This window comes from Fibrella rubiginis (assembly GCF_017353185.1).
GTDB lineage: Bacteria > Bacteroidota > Bacteroidia > Cytophagales > Spirosomataceae > Fibrella > Fibrella rubiginis.
The window spans coordinates 19564-44361 of record NZ_JAFMYV010000017.1 but is presented as its reverse complement, the minus strand read 5'-3'; the positions used below and the strand labels follow the sequence as shown (position 1 = coordinate 44361).

Annotated in this window: 26 protein-coding genes; 14 read left to right on the top strand and 12 right to left on the bottom strand. The window is 52.4% G+C overall.

Annotated features, from left to right (window positions below; translation table 11 throughout):
• Nucleotides 1-13: 13 nt before the first annotated feature.
• Both J2I47_RS24660 and J2I47_RS24655 read right to left on the bottom strand, forming a co-directional pair.
• Nucleotides 14-1558, bottom strand: a complete 1545-nt coding sequence (locus tag J2I47_RS24660) for a sulfatase family protein (RefSeq protein ID WP_207367293.1) — start codon at nucleotides 1556-1558, stop codon at nucleotides 14-16.
• A 17-nt stretch (nucleotides 1559-1575) separates the two neighbouring features.
• Complete coding sequence (locus J2I47_RS24655; protein WP_207367292.1) at nucleotides 1576-2682, bottom strand: bile acid:sodium symporter family protein; 1107 nt, start codon at nucleotides 2680-2682, stop codon at nucleotides 1576-1578.
• A gap of 148 nt (nucleotides 2683-2830) precedes the next feature.
• On the opposite strand from J2I47_RS24655, the gene J2I47_RS24650 reads away from it, so the two are divergent.
• A complete protein-coding gene (locus J2I47_RS24650; RefSeq protein ID WP_207367291.1) occupies nucleotides 2831-4090 on the top strand; it encodes a peroxiredoxin family protein in 1260 nt (419 codons plus the stop codon).
• Between the two features lie 29 nt (nucleotides 4091-4119).
• Here the strand turns inward: J2I47_RS24650 and J2I47_RS24645 are convergent, their stop codons facing one another.
• On the bottom strand, nucleotides 4120-4635 hold the full coding sequence (locus tag J2I47_RS24645; protein ID WP_207367290.1) for a D-glycero-alpha-D-manno-heptose-1,7-bisphosphate 7-phosphatase: 516 nt from the start codon (nucleotides 4633-4635) through the stop codon (nucleotides 4120-4122).
• A 171-nt stretch (nucleotides 4636-4806) separates the two neighbouring features.
• On the opposite strand from J2I47_RS24645, the gene J2I47_RS24640 reads away from it, so the two are divergent.
• From J2I47_RS24640 to J2I47_RS24630, 3 genes are all read left to right on the top strand, one after another.
• Complete coding sequence (locus J2I47_RS24640; protein ID WP_207367289.1) at nucleotides 4807-5811, top strand: formylglycine-generating enzyme family protein; 1005 nt, start codon at nucleotides 4807-4809, stop codon at nucleotides 5809-5811.
• A gap of 155 nt (nucleotides 5812-5966) precedes the next feature.
• A complete protein-coding gene (locus tag J2I47_RS24635) occupies nucleotides 5967-7295 on the top strand; it encodes a glycosyltransferase family 87 protein (RefSeq protein WP_207367288.1) in 1329 nt (442 codons plus the stop codon).
• Nucleotides 7270-9096: an SLC5 family protein gene (locus tag J2I47_RS24630; RefSeq protein ID WP_207367287.1), complete on the top strand. Its 1827-nt coding sequence runs from the start codon at nucleotides 7270-7272 to the stop codon at nucleotides 9094-9096. Before J2I47_RS24635 ends, J2I47_RS24630 begins: the two co-directional genes overlap by 26 nt.
• Before the next feature lie 66 nt (nucleotides 9097-9162).
• Here J2I47_RS24630 and J2I47_RS24625 read toward each other — a convergent pair whose 3' ends face one another.
• From J2I47_RS24625 to J2I47_RS24615, 3 genes are all read right to left on the bottom strand, one after another.
• Nucleotides 9163-9453 (bottom strand): hypothetical protein, encoded by a 291-nt coding sequence (locus J2I47_RS24625; RefSeq protein WP_207367286.1) that lies wholly within the window; start codon nucleotides 9451-9453, stop codon nucleotides 9163-9165.
• Nucleotides 9454-9569: 116 nt separating this feature from the next.
• A complete protein-coding gene (locus J2I47_RS24620; RefSeq protein WP_207367285.1) occupies nucleotides 9570-10031 on the bottom strand; it encodes a pPIWI_RE_Z domain-containing protein in 462 nt (153 codons plus the stop codon).
• 34 nt (nucleotides 10032-10065) lie between these two features.
• Complete coding sequence (locus J2I47_RS24615) at nucleotides 10066-10485, bottom strand: pPIWI_RE_Z domain-containing protein (protein ID WP_207367284.1); 420 nt, start codon at nucleotides 10483-10485, stop codon at nucleotides 10066-10068.
• A 263-nt stretch (nucleotides 10486-10748) separates the two neighbouring features.
• On the opposite strand from J2I47_RS24615, the gene J2I47_RS24610 reads away from it, so the two are divergent.
• The 4 genes from J2I47_RS24610 to J2I47_RS24595 all read left to right on the top strand — a co-directional run bounded on the left by J2I47_RS24610 (nucleotide 10749) and on the right by J2I47_RS24595 (nucleotide 13438).
• On the top strand, nucleotides 10749-11789 hold the full coding sequence (locus J2I47_RS24610; protein WP_207367283.1) for a helix-turn-helix transcriptional regulator: 1041 nt from the start codon (nucleotides 10749-10751) through the stop codon (nucleotides 11787-11789).
• Nucleotides 11786-12313, top strand: a complete 528-nt coding sequence (locus J2I47_RS24605; protein WP_207367282.1) for a YdeI/OmpD-associated family protein — start codon at nucleotides 11786-11788, stop codon at nucleotides 12311-12313. The genes J2I47_RS24610 and J2I47_RS24605 overlap by 4 nt, the downstream gene beginning before the upstream one ends.
• A gap of 88 nt (nucleotides 12314-12401) precedes the next feature.
• Nucleotides 12402-12890 (top strand): hypothetical protein, encoded by a 489-nt coding sequence (locus J2I47_RS24600; protein WP_207367281.1) that lies wholly within the window; start codon nucleotides 12402-12404, stop codon nucleotides 12888-12890.
• Between the two features lie 116 nt (nucleotides 12891-13006).
• Complete coding sequence (locus J2I47_RS24595; RefSeq protein ID WP_207367280.1) at nucleotides 13007-13438, top strand: hypothetical protein; 432 nt, start codon at nucleotides 13007-13009, stop codon at nucleotides 13436-13438.
• A 144-nt stretch (nucleotides 13439-13582) separates the two neighbouring features.
• On the opposite strand, the gene J2I47_RS24590 is transcribed toward J2I47_RS24595, so the two are convergent.
• Nucleotides 13583-14533, bottom strand: coding sequence for a DUF8428 domain-containing protein (locus J2I47_RS24590; protein WP_207367279.1), 951 nt, complete (start codon nucleotides 14531-14533; stop codon nucleotides 13583-13585).
• A gap of 273 nt (nucleotides 14534-14806) precedes the next feature.
• Here J2I47_RS24590 and J2I47_RS24585 point away from each other — a divergent pair, with 273 nt between their 5' ends.
• The gene (locus J2I47_RS24585; RefSeq protein WP_207367278.1) at nucleotides 14807-16348 is read left to right on the top strand and encodes a YifB family Mg chelatase-like AAA ATPase; all 1542 of its coding nucleotides are present in this window, start codon (nucleotides 14807-14809) and stop codon (nucleotides 16346-16348) included.
• 90 nt (nucleotides 16349-16438) lie between these two features.
• Here the strand turns inward: J2I47_RS24585 and J2I47_RS24580 are convergent, their stop codons facing one another.
• From J2I47_RS24580 to J2I47_RS24560, 5 genes are all read right to left on the bottom strand, one after another.
• Nucleotides 16439-17461 carry a zinc metalloprotease gene (locus tag J2I47_RS24580; RefSeq protein WP_207367277.1) on the bottom strand — a complete coding sequence of 341 codons (1023 nt, stop codon included), beginning with the start codon at nucleotides 17459-17461 and terminating at the stop codon, nucleotides 16439-16441.
• Between the two features lie 218 nt (nucleotides 17462-17679).
• Nucleotides 17680-18702: a zinc metalloprotease gene (locus J2I47_RS24575; protein WP_207367276.1), complete on the bottom strand. Its 1023-nt coding sequence runs from the start codon at nucleotides 18700-18702 to the stop codon at nucleotides 17680-17682.
• A 142-nt stretch (nucleotides 18703-18844) separates the two neighbouring features.
• The gene (locus J2I47_RS24570) at nucleotides 18845-19864 is read right to left on the bottom strand and encodes an MlaD family protein (RefSeq protein ID WP_207367275.1); all 1020 of its coding nucleotides are present in this window, start codon (nucleotides 19862-19864) and stop codon (nucleotides 18845-18847) included.
• 100 nt (nucleotides 19865-19964) lie between these two features.
• Nucleotides 19965-20741, bottom strand: coding sequence for an ABC transporter ATP-binding protein (locus J2I47_RS24565; RefSeq protein WP_207367274.1), 777 nt, complete (start codon nucleotides 20739-20741; stop codon nucleotides 19965-19967).
• Between the two features lie 11 nt (nucleotides 20742-20752).
• Nucleotides 20753-21553 (bottom strand): MlaE family ABC transporter permease, encoded by an 801-nt coding sequence (locus J2I47_RS24560; protein ID WP_229374926.1) that lies wholly within the window; start codon nucleotides 21551-21553, stop codon nucleotides 20753-20755.
• 195 nt (nucleotides 21554-21748) lie between these two features.
• Here J2I47_RS24560 and J2I47_RS24555 point away from each other — a divergent pair, with 195 nt between their 5' ends.
• The 5 genes from J2I47_RS24555 to J2I47_RS24535 all read left to right on the top strand — a co-directional run bounded on the left by J2I47_RS24555 (nucleotide 21749) and on the right by J2I47_RS24535 (nucleotide 24744).
• Nucleotides 21749-22687: a ring-cleaving dioxygenase gene (locus J2I47_RS24555; RefSeq protein WP_207367273.1), complete on the top strand. Its 939-nt coding sequence runs from the start codon at nucleotides 21749-21751 to the stop codon at nucleotides 22685-22687.
• Between the two features lie 35 nt (nucleotides 22688-22722).
• On the top strand, nucleotides 22723-23349 hold the full coding sequence (locus tag J2I47_RS24550; protein ID WP_207367272.1) for an alpha/beta hydrolase: 627 nt from the start codon (nucleotides 22723-22725) through the stop codon (nucleotides 23347-23349).
• A gap of 27 nt (nucleotides 23350-23376) precedes the next feature.
• The gene (locus J2I47_RS24545) at nucleotides 23377-23670 is read left to right on the top strand and encodes a muconolactone Delta-isomerase family protein (RefSeq protein WP_207367271.1); all 294 of its coding nucleotides are present in this window, start codon (nucleotides 23377-23379) and stop codon (nucleotides 23668-23670) included.
• Between the two features lie 26 nt (nucleotides 23671-23696).
• The gene (locus tag J2I47_RS24540) at nucleotides 23697-24197 is read left to right on the top strand and encodes a guanyl-specific ribonuclease (RefSeq protein ID WP_207367270.1); all 501 of its coding nucleotides are present in this window, start codon (nucleotides 23697-23699) and stop codon (nucleotides 24195-24197) included.
• A 106-nt stretch (nucleotides 24198-24303) separates the two neighbouring features.
• Complete coding sequence (locus J2I47_RS24535; RefSeq protein WP_207367269.1) at nucleotides 24304-24744, top strand: barstar family protein; 441 nt, start codon at nucleotides 24304-24306, stop codon at nucleotides 24742-24744.
• Nucleotides 24745-24798 lie beyond the last annotated feature (54 nt).

The following is a 24798-nucleotide window of genomic DNA, read 5'->3' as shown; positions in this document are numbered from 1 at the left end:
TTCAAACAGCCACTCAATAGCCTCCTTTGTTGATGTGGTCAAATCGCTTCTGTCGTACACGGTTAAGCGGAATCTGCATCCCGCCCGTGCCTTCGAGCCAGTCGAACACCTGATCACGTAGCGTTCTGGCTATTTCCTGGTGTTGTGGGCTCTTGATGAGGTTGTTGGCTTCGTTAGGGTCAGCCTTCAGGTCATAGAGCTCGTTGGTGTCCCAAACGCCGTAGTTGAAAATGTATTTATACTGGTCGTTGCGCACGCCAAACATGGTGGGCGTCTGCGGAAAGTCAATTTCCCAGTAGTACTCATAAAAGGCCCGGTCCTTCCAGGCAATTGGCTGCCCGGCCAGGATGGGCAAAAACGAGTTACCCTGCATCTGAGCGGGCTTGCTCAACCCCGCGTAGGCCATCAGCGTGGGTGCTACGTCTATATTCTGGATCACCTGCGTGATTTTCGTGCCTGCCTTCACCGTACCGGGGCAATGTACCAGCATAGGCACCCGCATCGACTCTTCATACATGTGCCGCTTGTCGATCAGGCCGTGTTCACCGAAGCTGAACCCGTTGTCGCCCATGTATACAACCAGCGTGTTGTCAAGCTGTCCGTTGTCTTCCAGCCACTTGAGCACCCGGCCCACGCTGTCGTCTACGCCCAGCAGTGTTTCGGCGTACTGGTGGTAAAAATCATTGAACTGGATGTCGCCGTGATACATGTAATCTACGCCATGCCAGCTGTAGCGCTGGTTTTTCACCCAATTGGGAATCCCCGCCCTGTTCACCTTCAGCTTGGGCTGGTCTGCCGGTTCGGTCCGTTTGGGCGAATCCGCGCTGGGGCCAAACACCTTGCTCGAATCGGTAGCGGTTAGGTACATGGTTGGCGGATAATTGATTGGCATGTTGGCATACCTGCCCTGGTGGCGTTTGGCCGGAATAAAATTGGCATGAACGGCCTTGTGCGACAGGTACATCATAAATGGCTTCCTGGTGTCGCGCCCACCTTCGCGCCCGTCGAGCCACTTGATCGCATAGTCGGTTAGCAAATCGGTAATGTGACTGCTATCGGTGTAGCTTACCTGCTTGCCGTTGATATTGAATGTCGGGTTAACGTAGACGCCCTGCCCTTTGAAACTCAGCCAGTAGTTAAAGCCCGGCTGTGGGTCATCGCCGGTGTTGCCCATGTGCCATTTACCCAGGAAAGCGGTTTGATACCCCGCCTCCTGCAGGTACTGGGGAAAGAATTTGAGGTTCTTCGGCAGCGGCGCAAAATTGTCGACCACCTTATGCGTATGGGCATATTGGCCCGACAAAATACTGGCCCGGCTGGGCGAACACAGGGCCGTTGACACGAAGGCATTTTGCACGTGTGCTCCGTTGCGGGCCAGCCGGTCGAGATTAGGCGTTTGCAACCCGGCAAACTTATTCATGAACCCCATCGCGTCGTAGCGGTGGTCATCGCTCAGAATGAAAATAATATTCTTCTGCTTGCTCGCGACGGGCTTTTTAGCAGGGGGCGCCACCGTTAAAACAGGTAGCAGTAGAAAAGCTATAAGGCTGATTTTCATAACGGTAAGGCGTTGGTTTAAACCCTGGCATTGTCCACTTCAACACGGTGTATGGCTTCATCTTCGGTTGGGCGACGGTGCCACCACGAGGCCAGGATAGACCCGGTAACGTTCATCAGAGGGCCAAAAACCGCCGGTGCCAGGCCCACCGTCGCGATCTTGCCCATCCCCTTGGCAATACCCGACGCCAGCCCACCATTTTGCATGCCCACTTCAATGGCAATGGTCCGGCAGTCGCGCTCACTCATACGAAACAACCGCCCCGACCAGTAGCCCAGGAAATAACCCGACAGGTTGTGCAGTAATACCAGTCCGATCAAGGCCGGGCCAATCGTGAGCAGGCTGTCGCGGCCGGCGGCGGTGATGATGACAATGATGAAGCCAATACCGAACATCGACACATAGGGCATGGCTTCGTCGAGCCATTTGGCCTTGCCACTCAGGAATCTGTTGAACAGGAGCCCTGCTCCAATGGGCAGGATCACCATCCGGCTAATGTCCCAGGTCATGTCCAGCACGTTGATGTCGACGAGAGCACCGGCATAAAATTTCATTAGCATGGGCGTTACAAACGGAGCCAGCATGGTTGAAAAGGCCGTAATGGTAATCGACAGGGCCAGATTTGCCTTGGCCAGATAGGAGATCACGTTGGAGGCCATGCCGTTGGGCGAACAGCCAATGAGAATGATCCCGGCGGCAATTTCGGGAGGGAATCCGCTCACGCTGGCAATGGCAAAGCCGACCAGGGGCATGATAATGAAATGGCTCACTACGCCGATTACTACGCCCCTGGGCATTTTGACCACGCCCACAAAATCGGCCAGGCTCATCGATGTACCCATGCCAAACATAATCAGCTGAATCAGCGGTGTGATAAGCTTACTGAATTTGAAGCCACCTATAGCTACAAAATAAGCGGGGTAGTAGAGGGCCGTGGTAACCGCCGCAAAAATCATGATCGTGTAGGCGAAGCCCCTCAGCGCCTCGCGACTGCGGAACGCCAGCGCCAGGGCGGCGAAGAAAAGGATAAAGAGTGGCCCGGCCGAGGCCAGGTGACCCGTAAACGCCATGCCTAGTGCAACCAGTAGGCTAAGGGCAGCAACAATCCATGCAGCTTTATACATTGTGTTGATAGAGAAGAGCGTAGGTATTGTAAAGATGCTAGTTACCCGTCATTTGATCGTTGTACGTAGTGGCGTCTGGAACGGTCAGCGTGGTTTTTGGCGTTGCCGAAACGATGAGTTGCGTCCCTGCGCGAATCAATGTCAACCTATGAAATCACAATCCTTTTTTTTCGGCTTTCTACTTCTTATACCTCTTCTGGGGCAGTGCCAAACCGCGCCAACGGTAAAAACAGGTCAGTGGCGGGCGGTTTTGCAAACGAGCGGGGGCGAGTTGCCCTTTGGCCTCGACATCAAGCCTGCCGCGCAATCGGGCCGCTATACGGTCTTCGCGCTGAACGGGTCCGAGCGGCTGCCGATGGACGAGGGCTATATTAAAAATGATAGCCTGCATATTCCTATGGCTCTGTTTGAGTCGGAACTTGTAGGCAAGGTTGGCAGTGATCAACTTACGGGTGTCTGGCGCAAACGGCGGACGGGCTCTCAGTACCAGATTGTGCCGTTTTCGGCGCGTTTTGGACAGTCGTTCCGGTTTAAAGAGAATGGCCCCGCTCCTACCGCCAACGTGTCGGGCAAGTGGCAAACGCTGTTTCGGGAAAAGCGCACCGACGGCACACCGGGCGATACGACCCTGGCGGTGGGCGTTTTTGACCAAAAAGGCAAAACCGTTACCGGCACCTTCCTCACCCCTACCGGCGACTACCGGTATCTCGCGGGCGATGTGGTGGGCGACAGTCTGCTGCTTTCCTGCTTCGATGGTAGCCACGCGTTTTTGTTCAAAGCCAAACTAGGTGCTTCTCCCGCCCGCACCCTGACGGGTGTGTTTCATTCCGGCCCTACCTACCGCGAAACGTGGACGGCTCAATTTAACCCTAATGCGGCCCTCCCCGACCCGGCCAAGCTGACCCTTGTGAAACCCGGACAGACGTTTACGTTTGCCTTTCCCGACGCTACGGGCAAAACCGTTTCACTGAACGATGCACGGTTCAAAGGCAAGGTGACCGTAGTACAAATTTTGGGTTCATGGTGCCCCAACTGCATGGATGAGACCCGTTTTCTGGCCCCGTGGTACGCCCGCAATAAGGCACGCGGTGTAGAAGTAGCCGGCCTGGCTTTTGAAAAAACGGCCTCTCTGGCCGAATCAGGACCGAAACTGCAGCGCATGGTTGATCGTTTCCAGATTCAATATCCCGTTTTGCTGGCGGGAACGAATGACAAGGCTGAAGCCGCCAAGGCATTACCCGCTCTAAACCGGGTGGCGGCCTTTCCAACTACTATTTTCCTGGACAAAAAGGGCATGGTGCGCCACATCCATACGGGCTTTTCCGGACCCGGTACAGGCGTTTATTACGACCGCTACGTTAGTGAATTCAACGCACTGATTGATAAGCTGTTAGCAGAACAGCAATAAGCGTATAGTGGTAGGTGCTAAGCTTACCACTATACGCTTATGACTCGTTCCGACGCTTCCAGCAAATTGTGCGCTTCCCAATCACCGGTAGTGGGCTGGGATTTAGTGTGGCGCACCTGCACGGTTTTTACGCCAACGCGTTTACCCGCGTGCATATCGCGGGGGGCGTCGCCAATCATCCATGAACGTTTGACATCGATGTTGTATTTGGCAATAGCCTTTTCCAGTAACAGCGAATCAGGCTTACGGGTGAGCGAGCGCGTGTCGAAATCGGGGTGGTGAGGACTAAAGTAGATGTCATCAATCAGGTTGCCGCATTGCTCCTGAAGGTACTGATGACACCGCATTACGTCCTCGCGGGTGTAGAGACCCTTGGCAATACCCGCCTGGTTGGTAATCACAATGAGCAGATAACCAGCCTCCTTCAACTGACGAAGGCCTTCTATTACACCGTCGGGGATGATGAAGTCTTCAACGCGATACACGTAGTCGGTTCGGTCTTCGTTGAGAACGCCGTCTCGGTCTAGGAATACGCATTTTGTCATGGCTCTATACTGGTTTGAACGAGGGCGCAAGATACACAACTTATAAAATTATTCTATTAATAAATTGTAATATAATTAGTAAAAACAATCTTTTTAGCGAATGGTGTAGGTATACACCGTTGGTGAGTGCTTTCTATTTCTACCAAAGACCGGCTTTTATATTGCTTTCTTATGAACCAACTTTTCAGGCGTTTTCTTACCAACGCTCTATTGCTTCTACCCCTGCTGAGTGCTGCCCAGTCAACCCCTTTTGCTTCCTACACGCAGGTGATTTCGGGTAGCAATCAGGTTTATCCAATGGTAGCTGTAACCGGTGGGACCTACAAGATGGGTAGTCCAGCCACCGAAAAAGGACATAAACCCGACGAGGGTCCTGTGCATGCTATCGTGATCGAACCCTTCTGGATGGGCAAGTTTGAAGTAACCTGGGACATCTACGATCTGTTTACGACCAAAAATATTGAGAAGGAAATGGCTGCCCGTTATCCACAGGGTGCCGACCTGACCAAAACCGACGCTACTACCCGCCCTAGTCCGGCCTATGTAGACATGTCGTTTGGTATGGGCCGGTCGGGCTACCCGGCTATCAACATGACGCAGTATGCCGCCATCAAGTTCTGCGCCTGGCTATATGACAAGACCGGCCTTTTCTATCGCCTCCCCACCGAAGCGGAGTGGGAATATGCCTGCCGGGCTGGTACCACTACACCCTATTCATTTGGTAGTGATCTGAAATTATTGCCTCAGTATGCTGTCTACAAGGACAATAGTGGCGGGGGCTATAAGAAAATCGGCACAAAAAAACCCAACCCTTGGGGCCTGCACGACATGCACGGCAACGTGATGGAGTGGACACAGGACCAGTATATCCCAACCTACTATGCAGCCGTAGCCAGCGGTACTGTAAAGGAGCCTTACGCCCCCACCAAAACGCTGTATCCCAACAGCGTGCGCGGCGGATCCTGGGACGACGAACCTGCTGTTCTCCGTTCGGCAGCCCGTACCCCCTCCAACCCCGCCTGGAAGGTAATTGACCCCCAAAGCCCCAAATCAGACTGGTGGATGACCTCGGCGTCTTTTTGTGGCTTTCGTATTGTGCGCCCCGTTAAGGTCCCCCCTGTTGAGGAGATTCGGGCCTATTATGATATTAAGCCAATCAAGGATTACGGCTATTGAAACCGCCCGGAAATTGCCGTTTACTAAGATCGTTTATAAATGATTGCTGACGTTTCCAACCGTTGGCAACATTGAGTCAGTCTATAGCGTATGCAGACAAAGCAGGGTTTCGCACACGAAGTCTGCTTGCTTGTTCAACTACGCAATATTCTGATTTGGCTACGTCTTCGCATCCGCCCCTACCGGCCGCAGGTACGCCCCTGCTCCGACTACCGCTATCGCCGTCTGTTCGTCCGTTTCTTAGCCCGAACTGGACATGGGCCATGCGGGGTTGGGCGGCACTGATAACAATCGTGATTGCAGCGCTAGCCATTCGCGAAATGTTGACCGAAACTACCCACGGTGATTTTTACATATTCTGGTCGGCGGGGGTTAATTTCTGGCAGGGCAACGCACTATACAGTCAAATTGGTGGGGCGGAGGAGTTTCTGTATCCGCCGTTTGCACCCTTTGTCTTTCAGGCACTGGCGTGGCTGCCTTTTCGGTGGGCTGTGGGCGTGTTTACCGTGTTTAACGGGCTATCCTGGATTGGTATTCTGTTGCTGGTTCGCCAACTCCTGCGGCACTATTTTCCCCGCATACCCCTGCGGGCGGCCATGCTGTTTGCGGGCCTGGCCTCGTGGCGATACATCTACCACAACATTCTCTGGGTCAACATCAACGAGTTGGTTTGCCTGCTGTGTCTGGGCGGCATTCTGCTCTACCTGCGTAAATACGAAAACTGGGCTTTGGTCCTGCTAATGGCCGCTACCTGGCTGAAAGTGATGCCCGTGCTGCTGGTAGGTGTTTTGTTTTTTCGCCGTCCGGGTCCGGTTTTGGCTAAATCACTGGCTATCAGTGCCGCGTTTGTTGGCGTTATTTTGCTGGAACGGGGTCCTGGTCAGGGCCTACAGGACTTCGCCGATTTCTGGCAGATTACGCTTACCCCTTTTCTCGCGGGCAAAGTCTACACCGACTGGATCAGTTTCAGTATTCCCTCGGCTCTGTTTAAGCTGCTTACCGCCCATCCCGACGTGATGGGTGTTCGTTATCACATCACTGATTGGCCGGTGGCGGTAGTTCGTCGCATCAGTACCGCGCTGCAACTGCTGGTCGTGAGCCTTACGTTCTGGCAGGTTTGGCAAGATCGCAGGGCCGCCCAACCCCGGCCCACTACCTGGGTGCTGGTGTTGCTGAGCATGATCCTGGTGGCAGGCGTGGCCTGGGAAGGTCACCATGTAACGCTGGCACTGATGCTGCCCATCCTGTTTGTTCGTCTTACCCAGCTTGGCTGGCTTCGCGTCCGGCTGGCGTTAATGATCGGGACGGGGCTGGTAGCCCTGCTCATCAGCGACGTGGCGGGTTCAACGCTCTACAATTACTTACAGGGCTTTAGCCTCATCACGGTTATGGACCTTTGCTTGTTTGGCCTGACGATGGCTGTGGCTTTCGCTGGACGAAGCCGTATTTTTACTGCCTATGCTGGCACAACTTTCTCTCATTGACCTCGTCGTACTACTTGTCATGCTGCTGATTATGCCCACAGCGGGTATTATCGTGGCTCTGCGCAAAAAAAACGCTGCCGACTATTTTCTGGCCGGGCGCAACATCCGCTGGTGGACGGTGGCGGGGTCGGTGTTTGGCACGAATATTTCGTCGTTCCACCTGATCGGAATGCTTGGCATTGGGTACTCCATCGGCTTTGTGCAGGCACATTATGAGATCGTGTTTCCGGCCATATTGCTGCTCTGCTTTGTATTTCTGGCGTCTTACCGGCGGCTGGAGGTTTTTACCCTCTCGCAATACCTGGAAGTGCGTTATAACGAACACGCCCGGCTGCTCTACACGATCCTGCTGATTCTCATTATTTTAGTGCAGCTGGTAGGGTCGTTTTACGTGGGCAGCATCACGTTGCAATGGCTGCTGGGAGGCACCAGTTTCGCCCTTAGCTACTGGCAGGGGCTGCTGCTGATTGGCCTGATTACCTGCTCCTACACCATCTGGGGCGGCATGGAAAGCATTGTCATTACCGACACCATTCAGACCGTGATGATGCTGGCAGCGGGCTTTGCGGTGGCTTATTTTACCCTCGGCCAACCTGAAATTGGCGGGTTTACTGGCCTGCTCAATCTGGATGCGGCCCAGCCCCGTGCCATCCAGAAAATGCACCTGTACCTACCCAGCAACCACCCCAACCTGCCGTGGACGGGTGTTTTTACAGGCTTGCTGCTTCAGCACTGTTTCAACTTCACCACCAATCAGTTTCTGGTGCAGCGTGTGCTGGCGGCCAGCAGCGACCAGGACGCACGGCGGGGCATTATCGCCAGCGGATTCCTAAAACTGACCATTCCCTTCTTTAGCATTGCGGCGGGCGTGGCGGCCTATTATTTGTTCGAGAAACGGTTTCCGGGTCTCGATTTCAACTCAGACAACGCCTTCTTGAAGCTGGTGGAAACGGTTATTCCACGTAATGTAGGCTTGGTAGGCATGATTCTGGCCGGGCTGGTTGCCGCTACGTTCTCATCCGTCGATTCGATGATGAACGCGGCGACAACGCTGCTTACAGTAGATGTGTACCAAAAATACGTGAACCCAAAGGCCAATGACCGGCAGATTGTGCGGTTTGGACGGCAGATGATTGTGGTGATGGTCGCCGCCAGCATCGGCCTTGCGCTGTGGACGTATACACCCGACCGGACGAATAATTTTATGCTGAAAGTGTCGGCGCAACTGTCTTATTTCACCCCCGGTATTATGGTAGCCTTTTTTGTGGGTATTCTCTGGCGCGGTGCCTCAGCACGGGCGGCTGTTTGGGCCATGGCGCTGGCCCCCGTGTATGGCGTCGTGGTGGAATTGATTTATAACTACGGCCTGGCTACTATCCCAGCCGTTTCTGATTTGTTTGGCCTGAAACTCAATTTCATGCACCGCGTTTTCCTGACGTTTGTGCTCAGTTTTTCAACCCTGGTTATGCTCAGCCGCACGGCCTACCCCAATCAAAACATAACGGGTTTCGAGCGCCTCCGCGTCTCGGTCGACGGGCCGCAACTAGCCCGCGCGGTGGGGTTATTCCTGCTGGTACAGGCCGTTTTCGTGAGCTTGGTTTTCCTGGGTCATTTTTCGCCCAAAATGATCGCCCCCTGGGCCGCACTGGCTACGCTGGGCCTGTTTCTATTGCCAAAACGTGCGGTTGAAGACCCTCAACCTGTTTCCGTTCTTCGCGCAGGTTTCGGCTTCAATAGTGATTCGCTTTGGGCAGGTTTGCTCACGGCAATCAGTGTGGGGGTGCTGTATTATTTCGCATAGTCTATACACCATTGATGCCATCGCTCCAGGCGATGGCATCAATGGTGTATAGACTATGGAGCCGTTTTAACTCGTCCTCAATGGCATCCAGATCGTAGGGCGGGCTGATACGCCTGAAACAGATTTGTTCATAAACGCGGGGAACTGGTACACGCGGCAGGTGCCCTTATCATTTACAATCCAGCCTTCGCGTTGGGCAATGCGCAGCAGCCAGCACGCTACTTCTGATTGTCCCGCCCGGTAACCCCGGTCACGGAGGTAGTCTTTCACGATTGACGCGGTAGTATTTCCGTCAATCAACATCAGCATCGTAGCCGCCGAGCGCACCACCTGCCTGTTTAGTTTTTTTGGTTTCATAGGAGAGAGGCAAGAGCTAAAAAGCAGGAAACGAGATTTGACGGCTGTAGGCTAAGGAGACCGAAACCCCTTTTCGTAATTCTTGTCTCTTACTTTTCAGCTCTTTTTTCTACATTCTAAACGACTGCCCGCCAGAACAGGGTCAGGCGTTCGCGTTGGATGTGGTTGGGGGCTACATAGGTGATCGCGCCGCTCTGGCCGAGGGCAAAGAGCCGGGCGTCGGCGGGCCAGGCGTCGTATTTCTGGAGGGCACTAAACCAGACCGAACGATGCTGATAGGGGAGGAGCAACGCCCGCGCCCGGCTTAGGAGACGGTGCTGTTTGGGCGACCACACAGGACGTCCATCGTAGGCCGGACCGTGACCATTCAGCAAATCGGGCAGGGCTTCGGGTGGGGCCATTGGCAGCAGTTCCGTGAGCAGGAATAAACCTAACTCAATGTTTAACAACCGATTAGCCGACTGTCCGGCTAATCGGTGCTGATGCCGTATGCGCGTAGCCAGGGGCTCCTGCCACCCAAATCGGGCAGGCGACAGGACCGTGGCAACGGACAGAGATGAAACAAAAGACGAGTTCATGGTTTGTTGTTGTTCGCTGTGCGAGGAGGGGGTGTTACGCCAGCATTTGGCGGAACGTAAAGGCACGATTACGGAAAAAACCGACCGTTTTGGCGTTGAACTGGCTGCGGTCGTGGCTAATGTCGAAGGCCTGCGATGGTGAGGCTAACCGGGCGTAGCGGTCCAGTAATTCAGTCCAGCGGCTGCACTGGCAGAGGGCACCAAGCAGCATGCGACCCCGGTCGAGGCAGCGCCGTTGACGAGCCGTCCATGTATTGCGGGCAGACAGGTCGCTGTTTAGCAGTGTGGGTAGGCTACCGGGCGGGGCCGTGGGTTGGAGTTCGGTCAACAAATAGAGACCCAGCTCGATGTTGAATAATTGGCGGTTCGAAAGGCGTACGGCCGACCGATGGCTGAAGGGGGCCGTACCAGGGCCGAATAAAGTGGTTTGCTGAGGACGCTGTGTTGTGATCATGAGTTGCTTATGTGAATGTCCTATACAAAGATTTACTCCCCTGCACGTAATCTTTTTACGGTGTTCTATTTTTTTCAAATATTTTTGGAGGAGGTTTAGAGCTAAAACACGGAGTTACACCGAGGACCACTGAGCTACACGAAGGTTTTTTCGTAGCTGGATAGACGCTTTGTGCAGCTCAGTGGTCCTCGGTGTAACTCCGTGTTTTAGCCCTGAATCCTCGCTTATTTCCTGCGTTTCCTTTCTCCCCTCCCTTCTCTCTTATGCCCATCACCCGCTCTGCTTTTCAACGCTACCGCCTTATCGATGAGACGATTAGCCGCTATCCGCGCCAGTATTCCAAGCAACGACTATTCGAACTTTGCCGCGATCAGTGTGGCATCCGGTCGCTGTCATCGCTGGAAAAAGACATTCAGCGGCTTCGCGAAGACCACGACGCACCCATTGCCTACGACAAGCGCAGCGACGGTTATTACTACACCAATCCGCAGTTCCGGCTCCTGCGCCTCATGCTCACCCCCGACGACATGGAGGCGCTGGACTACGCCCGGCAGGTGCTGGCCGCCACGCAGGGAGCATCTGTGGCCGACGAGCTGAGCAATGCTCTCCAGAAGGTCCGCCAGAGCCTGGACATCATTCGGGAGGTGAAACCCGGCGAGGGTACGTCTGAACTGGCCCGGCGCGTGGTCTATGTAGAAGAGAAAATTCTGGGCGGTAATCGTCAGTATGTGCCCATGCTGATTCGGGCCATCAATCAGAACCGGCAAATTATGTTTCGCTACACCAAGCATGACGCCGGCGCACAGGATACCGTGCCGTTGCTGCGTACGCTGCACCCCATTTTGCTTCGCGAAGTGTGGGATAGCTGGTACGTGATTGGCTATGACGAGCGCACCAACAAAGAGCGCACCTTTGCCCTGGACCGCATGAGCGACCTAAGTTTGCTCGATGACCCCTGCGACGTACCCAAAGAGGTGTTAAACAACGTCAGCGAGTTATTTGAGCACATTTATGGCATCACCGACAGCAGCGGGCCGGTAGAAGAAATCGTGTTGTCGTTCAGTCCGCTGTTTGGTCGGTATGTGAAAGCCAAGCCCATTCATCAGACCCAGGAGGTGCTCAGCGACACGGATGCAGCCTGCGTGGTACGCCTTCGTCTGGCACCCAACCGCGACCTGCTCATGCACCTTCGCTCTTACGGTGAACATCTGACTGTTTTGCAGCCACAAACGCTGGTTGATGAGATGAGAAAGTCGCTCCAGGCCACGCTGGGGCAGTATGAAGCCACATCTGTTACGCCATGACTACATTCACCGCCATGCTGCGCCGGATGGGCCAAAACGGCGAGAAAACAGGCTGGACCTATGTTTATGTACCCAATGCTATAACCGATTTGTTAAATCCCGGTCAGAAGGTGTCGTTTCGGGTGAAGGGCTCGCTGGACGATTTTCCGATCAAGCTAGTTGCCCTGATCCCCATGGGCGATCATGGTGGGGACGAAGACGCCTCGTTCATTATTCCTGTCAACGCGGCTATGCGGCGGGGCATCGGGAAAGAAGCCGGGGCATCTGTGCGTACTACACTGGCCCTCGACACCGACCCACTGCCACAGTCTGACGATCTGTTGCTTTGCCTGGAAGACGAACCTGACGCACTGGCTACTTTCAACAGGTTGCCGCCCAGCCATCGCAACTATTATTTTAAGTGGATCGAAAGTGCTAAAACCCCGGAAACCAAAGCCAAACGCATTGCCCGGACCCTTACAGCCATGACGCTGAACCTGAGTTATGGTGAGATGATGCGGGCTAACAAAACAGCAGCGGACTAGCCACCGACCGCACAGTATAAAACGCACTTTTAGTAGATTTAATAGGCTGATTGTGCGTTACTTACAGGAACGATGCAAACACCTTCCCATGAAATTAATTCTGCCTTTTATACTGCTGCTTACTCTGCTGTCTGGTTGCTCAACGTCAGGCGACAACATAGCCCCCCAACCTGACCGCGCCCGGCGGATGTCAGGTACGTATCTGCTCAACTACATGTCGGTGCAAAACGGTAGCCAACCCGCTGTGTCTACGGCCCTGCCACTGCAAATGAACGGTAAAGAACTGTTATCTGCTACGATCAGCATCACTCGGAAAACAGAAAGTACAGTCGACGTAGCGATGTCGTTGACAATAGATCAAACTCTCGCCGATCAGATCAGGCTCAATCCGAAAGACCTTACGAACGTGGTGCAACCAATGGAAATCCGCGACAACGGCGGCGGCTACGACTTGTATAACCAGAGCCAAAAAGTAGCGCGGTACGACAACGACACCTTCATAATGCAGTTGGAAGCGAAAAATCCACAGACAGGTGAGGTGTTTAAAACAGAGTTCCGGGGTACCAAACAGCCGTAGCCATCAGCAGCTTGATAAAATACTGACACTCCGGTTCCAACGTTTTATAGACAGTTTGTGTCTATTCTATATAACATCACTTATCAACGGGGTAACGTGCTCAATCAATGACGATTATGATTCGGATTTTACTGCTGGGTACTCTCGTGTTTACCACAATGTCTTGTGGACGTGACACCGACATTGCCCCCACCATGGCAAGCGAGGTAACCGGTCGCTATCAGACCAATGGTTTTCTGGACGTCCTCTGCGTGGCCCTACCGGCCAACAAGATGCCTACAGCCACCATTAACATACAGTCCGACGCTGTAGTCACGCTTACCTATCAGCAGGTGTACCCAACCGAGCAGACGCACGTGATACCCAACATTGCACTAAAGCGGCAGGCCGACAACAGTATTCAGCTAAGCAGCGGCGGGAGCGTGGTTGGTACTGTCAGTACCGACCGGGTTTTTAGTAACAATGGTATGGAACGTCAGGGGTTGGTACTACGTATACAGGCTGTTTCTGCGGGAACCAGGGTTAGTTTCACAGGCTCAAAAGAATAAACCAGACGGCCCGGTTTAGAGCGACGCCGTTTTAACGATTAAAGGCCAGGGTCGCTTCGCAGATTAGATTCAGCGCGAAGCGACCCTGGCCTTTAATCGTTAAAACGGCGTCGCTCTAAACCGGGCCGCCCAACTGTCTAGTCTCTAGCGAACGGCAAACTCACCAGCGCCGATCTTGAAGCCTTCGCTGTATAGTTCGACTGTATATTTGCCGGGACGGTATTGTGTACCACGGGTGTACAGAAACTCGACCTGCTTACCGTTTTTATCATAATCAACGGTCTGTTTGGCCGTATATACCATCTCGTCGCCATTGGCCTTGAAAGTGCCAGAGCCATTAGCCATGTCTGACACCACGGCCCCGTCCGGGTCCAGTACGCGCACAAACACGTCTTTAGGCTCTTCTGCCGTCAGCGGGTTATCGAGCAGGGAGTAAGTCAGCTTGAGCTTATCGATACGCTTGGCTTTGTAGGCGTCGTCTTCTTTCACTTTACCCCGGCTGTTTACGGCGTAGATCTTCACGTTTTGTGCTTTCAACGCCGCCGCACGGGTCACTTTAGTTGCCAGTTCTTCTTTCTGCGAGGCCACGATAGCCACTGTATCTTCCAGTTGTTTCCGGCGTGTCTTCAGCGTTACGTTCTCTGTATTGAGCGATTGGTTATCAACGACCAACACTTCTTTTTCACGCTGAATTTGGGCAATCAGGGTATCTTTTTCGGCCAGGAAGGCTACGTATTCCTGAATCTTACTTTCGTATTTGGCAATTGTAGCCCGCGACAGTTTAGCACCACGCGCCAATGCCTTTTTATCTTTTTCGAGGTCGGCGCGTACTTTCTCCAGTTCAGTTACATCCCCGCCTAACTTTTTCACCTCAGCAATCTTGGCATCAAGCGAATTCGAGATCGAATCCAGTTTCACGCGGGTATTGGCCAGTTCTTCTACGCGCTCGGCGATGGCTACTTCCTGCGTACTTGCCACCTCAGCTTTGTCGTAGTACTTGTAGCCCATAACACCGGCTACGCCAGTCATGAGCACCAAAGCGGCTACCAGGGCCGTGCTTGTGGATGATCGGGGTTGTTGCTCTCGTTGCTCCATAATAAACAGATGGTTAGATTAATTGGTCACATTTGAAGGGTAAACGTAGAGTTGCGCGATAACATGGTGGTTTTGAGATACACATATACGAAAACAACGGACTGTCTTCGGGGCTTATTGCCCACTTTTAGCTAAAGGTCTATGGACTAAATCAAAAAATCGCAGCCGTAAATAGTTCCTCAGTGGCCCATCGGATACGCACAAATGCGGCTGATTGAGTAGCTTTGACCACTGGCATTTGCCATTTTTCCACCGCAACTGATTCTTCCCGCCATGCTGGCAAAAACATACGGAGCCGCCGTTTATGGTGTCAACGCCACTATTATTACCGTTGAAGTAAACGCCGGACAAGGCATGAAATTCTTTATGGTGGGTCTGCCCGACAGCGCCGTAAAAGAAAGTGAACAACGCGTTGAAGCTTCGCTCAAATTTTCAGGGTTTAAAATGCCCCGGCAGAAGGTAGTGGTCAACCTTGCTCCTGCCGACATTCGCAAGGAAGGCTCCGCCTATGACCTGCCCATTGCCCTTTGCGTGTTGCAGGCCTCTGAACAGGTCACGCTGGAAAAGAACCTTGAAGACTATGTGATCATGGGCGAATTAGCCCTCGACGGTACGCTGCGGCCCATCAAAGGGGTACTACCCATCGCTATTGAAGCCCGCAAGCAGGGTTTTAAAGGATTTGTGTTGCCCGTTGAAAACGCCCACGAAGCCGCCATTGTCAATAACCTCGATATCATTCCGGTGCAAACCATGATGGACGCCGTGGCTTTTTTTGAGGGAAAACAGGCTATTGACCCACTCATAATTGATACCCGTGACCTGTTTTTCAGCAGCCAAAACAGTTATGACGCCGATTTTGCGCACGTGCAGGGGCAAGAAAACATCAAGCGGGCACTAGAAATTGCCGCTGCCGGCGGGCACAACGTCATTATGATTGGGCCACCTGGGGCGGGTAAAACCATGCTTGCCAAACGATTGCCCACTATTCTGCCGCCCATGACGTTGCAGGAGGCACTGGAAACGACCAAGATTCACTCGGTGGCGGGCAAGTTGGGCAAGAAGGCTACGCTGGTAGCCCAACGACCTTATCGCGCTCCGCACCATACCATCTCCGACGCCGCACTGGTGGGCGGAGGCGGCTTTCCGCAGCCGGGCGAAATATCGTTGGCACACAACGGCGTCTTGTTTCTCGACGAACTGCCCGAATTCAAACGGTCGGCACTGGAAGTGATGCGGCAACCGCTGGAAGAGCGTTGCGTAAGCATTTCGCGGGCCAAATGGGCAGTGGAGTTTCCAGCCAATTTTATGCTCATTTCCAGCATGAACCCCTGCCCCTGCGGTTACTACAACCACCCCGATAAAGAGTGCGTTTGCGGACCCGGTGTAGTGCAGAAGTACCTCAATAAAGTCAGTGGGCCATTGCTCGACCGTATCGACCTGCACGTGGAGGTCACACCCGTCTCGTTTGATCAAATGACCGGCAACCGCCCCGCCGAGACCTCAGAGGCCATTCGGGCGCGCGTGGTGGCTGCCCGTGAGCGCCAGACAAAACGATTCGAAGGGCAGGAGGGTATCTATTCCAACGCCATGATGCCTTCACAGATGGTAAAAGAGATTTGCGAGATCAACGCCGCCGGGCGCATTCTGCTCAAAACAGCGATGGAACGCCTCGGTCTTTCGGCCCGTGCCTACGACCGCATTCTAAAAGTATCGCGCACCATCGCCGATCTGGCTGGCTCAGAGGAGATCAAGATCGAACACCTCGCCGAAGCTATCCAGTACCGCAGCCTCGACCGCGAAAACTGGGCGGGGTAGGAGAGGGGAGCACTTCACATGCCGCATTACGAACGAAGCCCGAACGGACCATCCGTTCGGGCTTCGTTTAATAGGATTGCCAATCAGCTATTAGGGTGCAAAGCTGGCCCGAGCGCCGCCGGGGGCAAAAATGGCGCGGCTGCGGGTCTTCTGGCCTTCCGAGAACATAAACATGCACAGGTCGTCGGTGTAGTCCATGTAGTTCATGAACATGTCGCCGTTAGGACCGTTTGAGCAGGTCACGTGGGGGAACGACGGGCAACCGAAGTTGCTGGTTTGCTGCGTTGGGGTATCGGCCACCTGATCATTGCCACATGAGGCGTCGCCCCAGATATGGCGCAGGTTGAGCCAGTGACCCACTTCGTGCGTCACTGTGCGGCCTTTATCGTAGGGAGCACCATAATAACCAGCTGCCAGGCTGCTGCTACCAAAGTACTGTGGCCCAATCACTACGCCGTCTGTTGCTGAGCTGCCGCCCGGAAACTGCGCATAACCCAGGATGCCACCACCGATGTTGCAGATCCAGATATTAAGCGTCGTGGTAGGCGAAATGGGAGCCACACCGCCTCTTTTGGGGTTTTTGACAACATCATTGGTACCCCACGATGACTTGGTTGAGCCTTTGCGGTCGATGCTGGCAATGCGAAACTGAAACTGCATGTTTGCAGCCAAAGGAGCAAACGCACTGGGAACGCTTGAAATATCTGCGTTACTCTTGCTGAAATCGCGGTTCATAACCGTAATCTGCGACTGAATTTGGGCATCGCTGATGTTCTCCTGCGGAACCGCCGTGTTATAGACCACGTGAATCGCTACCGGGATCACCAGTGTGCCACTCAATGGCCCCGTAGCGAGCACAGAAGGATCTGTTTTACGGAGGTTTGCAAATTTGTTAGCGTGCTTCTCAATGTCGTCCATACGCTGCTGGAGGCTTGGATCATCTTTCAGTTGTTGAGACAGCACCTCCATTGACGCACATTGCCGCACTGGTGTTTCCTGACGGGCACCGTTGAGCGACGAACCGGCCGTTGGGTCATTGACGCTGGAATCCAGACAGGCCGAAACCGTGAAGAGCAGGCCGGCCATAAACGTGTAAACGGTAATCTTCTTCATGTGTAGGCGATTAATTTGTTTAGAAAAACAAGGTACTCGTTTTTGTATAATATGAATAGCCATCTTAAAAAAATATTTATAAGTAATCAGCCTGAATTACAAGCAATACTTAGTTGATGAAATCGTTATAAAACGCAAAAATAAAAGCTCGTCAATTCACCAGATATGTTGGTGAATTGACGAGCTTTTATTTTTATAAACCACTAGTTATAAACCAATTAAGGCGCAAAACTAGCGCGGGGACCACCAGGGGAGAAGATGGCTCGGCTGCGGGTTTTTTGGCCTTCCGAGAACATAAACATGCACAGGTCGTCGGTGTAGTCCATATAGTTCATGAACATGTCACCGCTGGTAGTATTACCGCATGTTTTCCGGGGAAAGGCAGGGCAACCAAAGTTGCTGGTAGACTGCGTTGGCGTATCGGCCACTAGGTCATTACCACAGGAAGCGTCGCCCCAAATGTGACGCAGGTTGAGCCAGTGGCCAATCTCATGCGTAGCCGTGCGGCCTTTGTCAAATGGAGCGCCGTAGTAGCCGGAGGCGATGCTGCTGCTACCGAAATATTTCGGGCCAATAACCACACCGTCGGTAGCGGCAGCGCCGCCCGGAAACTGGGCATAACCCAGAACACCACCGCCAATATTGCAGATCCAGATATTAAGCGTCGTAGTGGGCGAAATAGGGGCCACACCACCATAGCTCGTCTTCTTCATGGCGTCAGATGTTCCCCACGACGTCATAGCTGATGCTTTGCGGTCGATGCTGGCGAGGCGAAACTGAAACTGCATGTTCGAGGCCACTGAAGCAAAAGCACTAGGCACCTTCGTAATGTCGGTGTTCGTCTTACTATAATCACGGTTCAGCACCGTAATCTGCGACTGAATTTGGGCGTCGCTGATGTTTTCCTGAGGTATAGACGAATTGTAGATAACGTGAACCGCTACCGGAATGGTCAATACGCCCACTAGGGGGCCTGTTGAGAGCACCGACGGATCTGTTTTCAGCGTTAGCGCAAATCGTGAGGTATGTGCCTCAATGTCGTCCAGTTTCCGTTGCAGGCCGGGATTATTTTTAAGCTGCTGAGCCAGCACGTCCATAGAACCGCATTGCCGGGTAGGTACTTCTTCACGTGCGCCATTGAGTGACGAACTGGCGGTGGGTTCATTGACGCTGGAATCTAGACAAGCCGAGGCTGAATAGATTAACCCAGCCGTCAGGGCATAGACAGTAAATTTCTTCATGAGAATGCGGTTGGTTTAGTTAACCAACAAAGTACGCCTATTAGCTTAACGCACAAGCCGCATTCACCAAAAAAATGCACACCAATATACAGGTTGTTGCTATGTATTAATACTTAGTTAACAACTTGTAGCAACAGAATCGTTAACGAGTGGTGTCAGCAGGAATGGGCTGCCCATTCTTTTCAGCCTCTTTAGCTTCTTTTGCTTTCTGTTTCTCCTGCTTTCTGAAATAACCCCGGAACAGGAAGTTGCTTTTCAGCGCTTCCATGTTCTGGTCCAGTTTCTGAGTGCTAGTGCTCAGATTTCTGATTGTACTCCGGATGTCGCGCCCTACAGATAAATCGCTGGTGAGAACACCAATGGCGCTATTACCATTATTGAGCTTTTGTGTAGCCTGTTTTACATCAGCCACCACATCATTGGCCGATGCAGTCACTTGCTTTAGCCGCGCTGTTGAGGTACGGATATCGCGCATGACCGTGGTATCTGTGATGAGGTCATTGGCCAGGGTACCAGGGCGGTTCAGTTTGGCCGTAAACGTGGTTAACGAATTGGTCATTGTGGCTGCATTAGCCGACGCTCGTTGCAAACCGGCCATCGACGACTGGAAATTGCGCACAATCGTTGAGTCATAGAGCAGAGCGCCAGCCAAGCCCCGTCCGTTACGTACTCTTGTCACAATGCTGCCCACGTCGGTGGTAATTTTCAGCAGGTTACGGTTTGTTACCTGTAGCGTGTCAATAATGGATTCGGGACTTAGGGCTTCCCGCGCCCGCAATCGGTCACCCTCTTCAACGGGCGGATGTCTTTGTGTTCCGCCTACAATTACGATCAGTTTGTTGCCAATCAGGCCGTCTGAGCCAAGCGTGGCCAGTGCATCTTTACGAACATAAGCAGACGCACTTTCTTCAATGTTCATGTCGACCTCTACCTGCGACGAACCCACAAAACTAATCCGTTTGACAGTGCCAATTTTCACGCCCGAAAACCAGACGTTATTACCTGTCTTCAAACCGGCCACGTCGTTAAAAACGGCCTTAATCTGAATGGTTGACACAAAACGTTTTTGCTGACCTCCCAAAAACAGGATGCCCGCTGCCAGCAATGACAGCCCGATTAACACAAATAAGCCAACTGTAACGGCACGTCGATTTGATTTCATAGGTGTTGAGGAACAATAGAACGCGGGTTGTTATGATTCGTCTGGTTCAGAGATGATTTTATCATGATTCATCTTACGAATCATAACAACCCGCGTTCCATTATTCAGTGAAGTTGTAGTGATAAAACTGTTGAACACGTTTGTCGTCGGTAGCAAAAACTTCGTCGAACGTACCCTGCCGCTGAAACTGCCCATCGAAAAGCATAGCCACGCGGTCGCCCACTTCTTTGGCACAGGTGAGGTCGTGGGTAATAATGATAGATGAAGCACCACGCCGTTCCTGTACGTCGTTGATCAGGTTATTGATGTCGGTGCAGGTGATGGGATCCAAACCGGCAGTAGGTTCATCGTAAAGCATAATCTCGGGCTTCAGCATCAGCGTTCTGGCAATGCCAATGCGCTTCCGCTGCCCACCCGACAATTCGGATGGCATTTGGTTGATGGCCTGTTTCAACCCTACGTCGTCCAGGGCTTCTTCCACTGCCCGATCAATCTCAGCCCGTGACAGATTCCGCACATTGCGCACGAGCGGAAACTCGAGGTTTTCACGTACGGTCATGCTGTCGTAAAGGGCACTGTTCTGGAACGAAAAGCCTACTTTCAGCCGCAGTTGATCCAGTTCAGTGGTGTTGCTGTCAACAACATCCTGCCCCAGCACAACCACCCGACCTGAGTCTGGCTTAAGCAAACCCACAATTACTTTGATTAACACGGATTTACCCGTTCCTGACCGGCCCAGCACAACCAGATTTTCACCCCGCTGCAGGCTTAAGTCAACTCCTTTAAGCACCTCATTGTCGCCAAAGGCCACGTGCAGGTTTTCTATTTCAATGACTGTCTCAGCAGACTGAGCAGGCTTTTTCGATTTGTTGTTCATGGTGCGAAGGGTTAAAAGCTACGAATGGCATTAACGATCTGTAGCGAGAATAACTCCTCTATAAACACCAGAAACATAGACGTCACTACCGCTGCGTTAGCGGCTTTTCCAACACCCTCAGTGCCTTTCGAGGAGTTGTAACCCTGGTAGCAACCTACCATACCGATGGTAAAACCAAAAACGATTGATTTAGCCAATGACGAAAAAACGTCTAGAAACGTAATTGTGCCGAACACTTCGGTAATGAAGCTGCGGAAACTGGTGGCTTCGTTACTGTTTACGTTCAAAAAGGCACCCAGCAACCCCACCGAAATTGCGTATAGTGTCAGCACCGGAATCATAAATGTGGTAGCCAGCACACGCGTAGAAACCAGAAATTTAAACGGCTTGGTTGCTGATACTTCCATCGCGTCGATTTGCTCGGTTACACGCATTGAGCTTAACTCTGCCCCGATATTTGACCCTACGCGTCCGGCGGCAATCAAGGCCGTCACCAAAGGGCCAATGGCCCGCACCAGGGCAATAGATACCAGCGAAGGCAACCACGACGTGGCCCCAAACTGTGCCAGTGATGGCCGCGACTGATTGGTGAAGACAATGCCCGTAATGAATCCCGTGAGCGAAATAAGTGGCAGTGAACGGACCCCAACTTCGTAACATTGCCGAATCACCTCGCGGCCTTCGTAGGGAGGTAACAGCACTTCGCGAAAAAAACGGCCTACAAACCGGGCTACCTCGTAAAGCGCAATAAGCATCTTGTCGATGCGGGCAGTTATAAAGGGGCGCGGCGTACTAGGGGAGGGGGGAATCATAAATAACTGGTGTTGGGGCAATTAACATCATGCAATGAATGGGTAACGTGATTAACTCATGAGATTGCCAGTGGTTTATATACACTATGCAGCGGCCCGCCAGCAGTTACCCTCAGTTTTACCAAACTAGTTTGAACAAAATCATACTTTTTCATGTATATACATTAAATACATTTGTTATTAACCAACTGATCTATGGCAACCCTGATAAATGGCCTCCATCATGTTACAGCTTTAGCTGGCGATACGCAACGTAATGTTGATTTCTACACGCATGTGCTCGGCCTGAGGCTGGTGAAGAAAACAGTCAATTTTGATGCTCCCGACGTTTACCATCTTTATTACGGCGACGCAATGGGCTCTCCGGGTAGTATTCTGACTTTTTTCCCATACGGCAATATTCCCCGTGGACGCAAAGGGGTGGGTCAACTTACGTACACCGCTTTTTCTGTTCCCGTTGCAGGGATGCAGTTCTGGCTAGATCGGTTGCACCAGTTCCAGATCGCCTATTCTACACCCGCCAAACGCTTTGCCGAAACGTTTATTCGTTTTGAAGACTACGATGGCATGGGTATCGAACTGGTTTTCAATGATATAGACAACCGGCCGGGCTACAGCAACGGTCAGATTCCGCTCGAATTTTCGATTCGGGGATTTCATACCGTTACGCTTGATCAGCTCAATCCCACCCGCACTGTCGAGCTGCTGACCAACGTAATGCAACACCGTCTGGTGGCAGAAGAAGCTAACCACTTTCGGTTTGAGGCGGGCCTTGGCGGACCGGGCAACTACGTTGATGTGCTGGTAGATCCCAACGGTGTGCGGGCGTTGCAGGGGGCGGGGTCTGTACACCATGTGGCTTTTTCAACTGATTCCGACGAAACGCAATTGCTCATTAGCCAGCACCTTGCCGACGCGGGCTATGTGCCCACGCCTGTGCAGGACCGCAATTATTTTCATAGCATCTACTTCCGCGAACCAGGCGGGGTATTATTTGAAGTGGCTACTAACCCGCCCGGATTTGCCATCGACGAGGCTCCTAACAGCTTGGGTACGGCACTAATGCTACCCCCACAATATGAAGCCCGTCGTGCTAAACTGGAAGCTGCCTTACCCAAAATCGTGCTGTCCTAAGGAGTTATTGCCAACTCCCTTTGTTGATCCTGATTATGATTCACGACCCAACTAATTACCTCACAGCGGGTGTACCCCTCGACAAAGCCAACCGCGTAATGGTACTGGTGCATGGGCGCGGTAGCTCAGCGCAAGACATACTGTCGCTGGTACCGCACCTGGATGCCCCCGACATGGCCTTTATAGCCCCGCAGGCAACCGATGGTACCTGGTATCCTTACTCGTTTCTGCAGCCGACGGAACGCAACGAGCCGGGGCTATCATCGGGGCTGATGGTGCTAGCCATGCTCAGAGCACGATTACAGGCCGATTTCAACCTGAAAACGCCACAGATGTACTGGTTGGGGTTCTCACAGGGAGCCTGTTTGACGCTCGAATTCGCCGCTCGGAATCCGGCAGTATACGGGGGTATTTTTGGTCTTAGCGGCGGGCTTATTGGCCCCGACGGCACTCCACGTACTTACGAAGGCGCCCTGACCGGTACACCTGCAGTGCTGGCCTGTAGCGACGTGGATTCGCATATTCCGAAGGCACGCGTACTGGAAACAGCGGCTGTATACGAGCGAATGGGGGCCATTGTACAAACCAAACTTTACCCCAATGGCGGCCACACAATCAACGAAGATGAGTTATCTTTGGTTAATACGGTATTGTCTAATTGAATGGACGTCCGTTAACAAACAAGTGCTATGAGCCAATTTATGGTCGAGTTTACGCTGGCTGAAATGGATGATGCCTTTATGGCTAAAATTCCATCACAGCGGGCCAAGATCAACGAAATGATGGAACAGGGGCGCATTTTATCCTATTCGCTTTCGGCTGATCGAGCCAAGTTATGGTGCATCGTCAATGGTGATTCGGAGCTGGAAGTACTGGAAACAATCTCTGAGTTCCCCCTCATCAACTACATGACGCCCGACATTAGTGAACTGATGTTCAATAACGTAGTATCACTCCGGGTACCCATGTTTTCGCTGAATTGAACGCAAGTCTAAGAACCCATCTCCCTATGCGTTCTTTTCTATTGCTGTTTTTCTTTTTTGGTTTTTCGTTACTGACTCATTGTCAGTCGAAAACGAAGGAAGCTGCCAGGACAGAGCAGGGACAGTCGTCGCGTAAGAAACATCACCGACAGCAGCAGCACCGGCAGTTTCAGCAAGGTGATAGCAGTACGTCAGTTACTGATTATCACCAAGATAGACAGTCGACCAGAGCTAATAACGCCCGCAGGCAGGCGACGCAAATTCCCAAAAAAGTGTATGACGTTCTGGCTTATGTTCGGGCCAATGGCCGGGCCATGGATGGGTATGTTGGTGGCAGGCGGTTTGGTAATTTTGAAAACCATTTACCCCGTTCCAGCCCCGACGGTAAACCAATTGATTACCAGGAATGGGATGTGAATCCAAAAGTGCCGGGCAAAAACAGGGGTACCGAACGCCTTATTACCGGCGCTGATGGCAGCGCCTGGTACACCAACGACCATTATAATACCTTCACGGAAATAAAATGAACGAGTCTGCCGTCTAAGGATCAACAGCTAAAGCAATCGCCGCGTTTAATCGGACCACTGCGGTTGCTTTAGCTGTTGAACCTCAGACAGTAGACTCTTTATCCTTATGGCTGCCAACTTTATACTTTCCTCGTCCGAAGCGGCACTAGCCGACCGGTTTCCCGATCATTTCGTCGCACATATCGACGGCAACAAAGCCAAAACACTCCGGCAGTTTTACGATCAGATCTCGGACGCACTTGAGTTTCCGCATTTCGGTAATAACCTCGACGCACTCAATGATGCGTTAAACGACCTGCAATGGCTTGAGGATGAGAAGATTGTACTCTATTTCACAAATACAGATCAGTTTATTAGCCAGGAGCGTGATCCGAAGAAACTGGCCTCTATTCTAGCCATTCTTGAAGCCACCGTTGAAGACTGGAAATGGATGGCCGACGACGAAACCGACCTTGCCGACAAGAAAGAGTTGTCGGTCGTTTTTGAGAAGAGTGCCCGCATAGAACAGGTAATGGAGCAGGAAGGTATTGCCTTTGAAACTGTTTAACGTAGCAATTAGCACTGTCTCTTCTGTCTGTAATAAAAACCGGAGCAAATTGCC